Here is a 964-nt window from a genome sequence, read left to right on the forward strand (position 1 = left end):
AGGCATATTGACTTACTTTGAAGTAACCCATGCCGATCGCACAGCAACAGCCATATTAATATACTTAGATGAGAAGGACTTATCCGAGGAAGAACGAAGTGGAAAACATCTTCAATCCAAAGGATTTTATCCTCCTGCCTCTATCCATGACTTTCCATTGCGTGGAAAAAGTCTAATCCTTCACGTTCGCCGTCGCCGTTGGGTTGACCTGGATACCGGCAATCCTTACATGCGGGCTTGGGAAGTTGTGGCAAAAGGCACTCGTCTAACAGAAGAGTTTGCCTCTTTTTTAAAAGGAACACCTGGATAATACTCCAGTCAGTAGCACGGTATTAGCTAAGTTCTATGGTTTGGATGGTCAACGTTTAGAGGAATGGTACCGTTTGAATTTGTCCGGATTTTATGAATGGGAAGACCGCCCACATGCGGATAAATGGTTACTGTTCGAGGAAAATATGGGCCCTTATCTAAGTATAGATGAAACTTCATTGAGTGATGGTGAGCTTTATACGATTGTTACCAATAAGGAGGCAAAGGGTCGTAAAGGAGCAATCGTTGCGATGGTCAGGGGCACAAAAGCCGAAGACGTTACGGAGGTTCTGTTAAGAATAAAAGACCGGCTACGGCATAAGGTAAAGGAAGTCACATTGGATATGGCTGCAAATATGGGTATGATAGTAGATCGTTGTTTTACCAAGGCCTCACAGGTTACCGACCGTTTCCATGTCCAAAAGTTAGCCTGTGATGCATTGCAAGATATGAGGATTGCCCTTCGTTGGCAGGCTATTGAACAAGAAAACAAAGAAATGGCCCTGGCTAAAGAGAATAATATATCCTATGTGTCCCAAGTCTTAGAAAATGGGGACACTCATCGTCAACTGCTTGTAAGGAGTCGGTATTTGTTATTTAAAAATGAGGATAAATGGACTCCCCGTCAGAGACAAAGGGCGGAGATTCTATTCCA

General features: G+C 43.5%; 2 protein-coding genes. Both read left to right on the plus strand.

Annotated features, from left to right (window positions below):
- The coding region (locus tag DW083_RS21930; RefSeq protein ID WP_122333832.1) for a transposase at positions 1-310 on the plus strand (310 nt) is incomplete at its 5' end.
- A 40-nt stretch (positions 311-350) separates the two neighbouring features.
- On the plus strand, positions 351-964 hold a 614-nt coding region (locus DW083_RS21935; RefSeq protein WP_147382183.1), incomplete at its 3' end, for a transposase.

Source organism: Parabacteroides sp. AF48-14 (assembly GCF_003477465.1).
Lineage (GTDB): Bacteria > Bacteroidota > Bacteroidia > Bacteroidales > Tannerellaceae > Parabacteroides > Parabacteroides acidifaciens.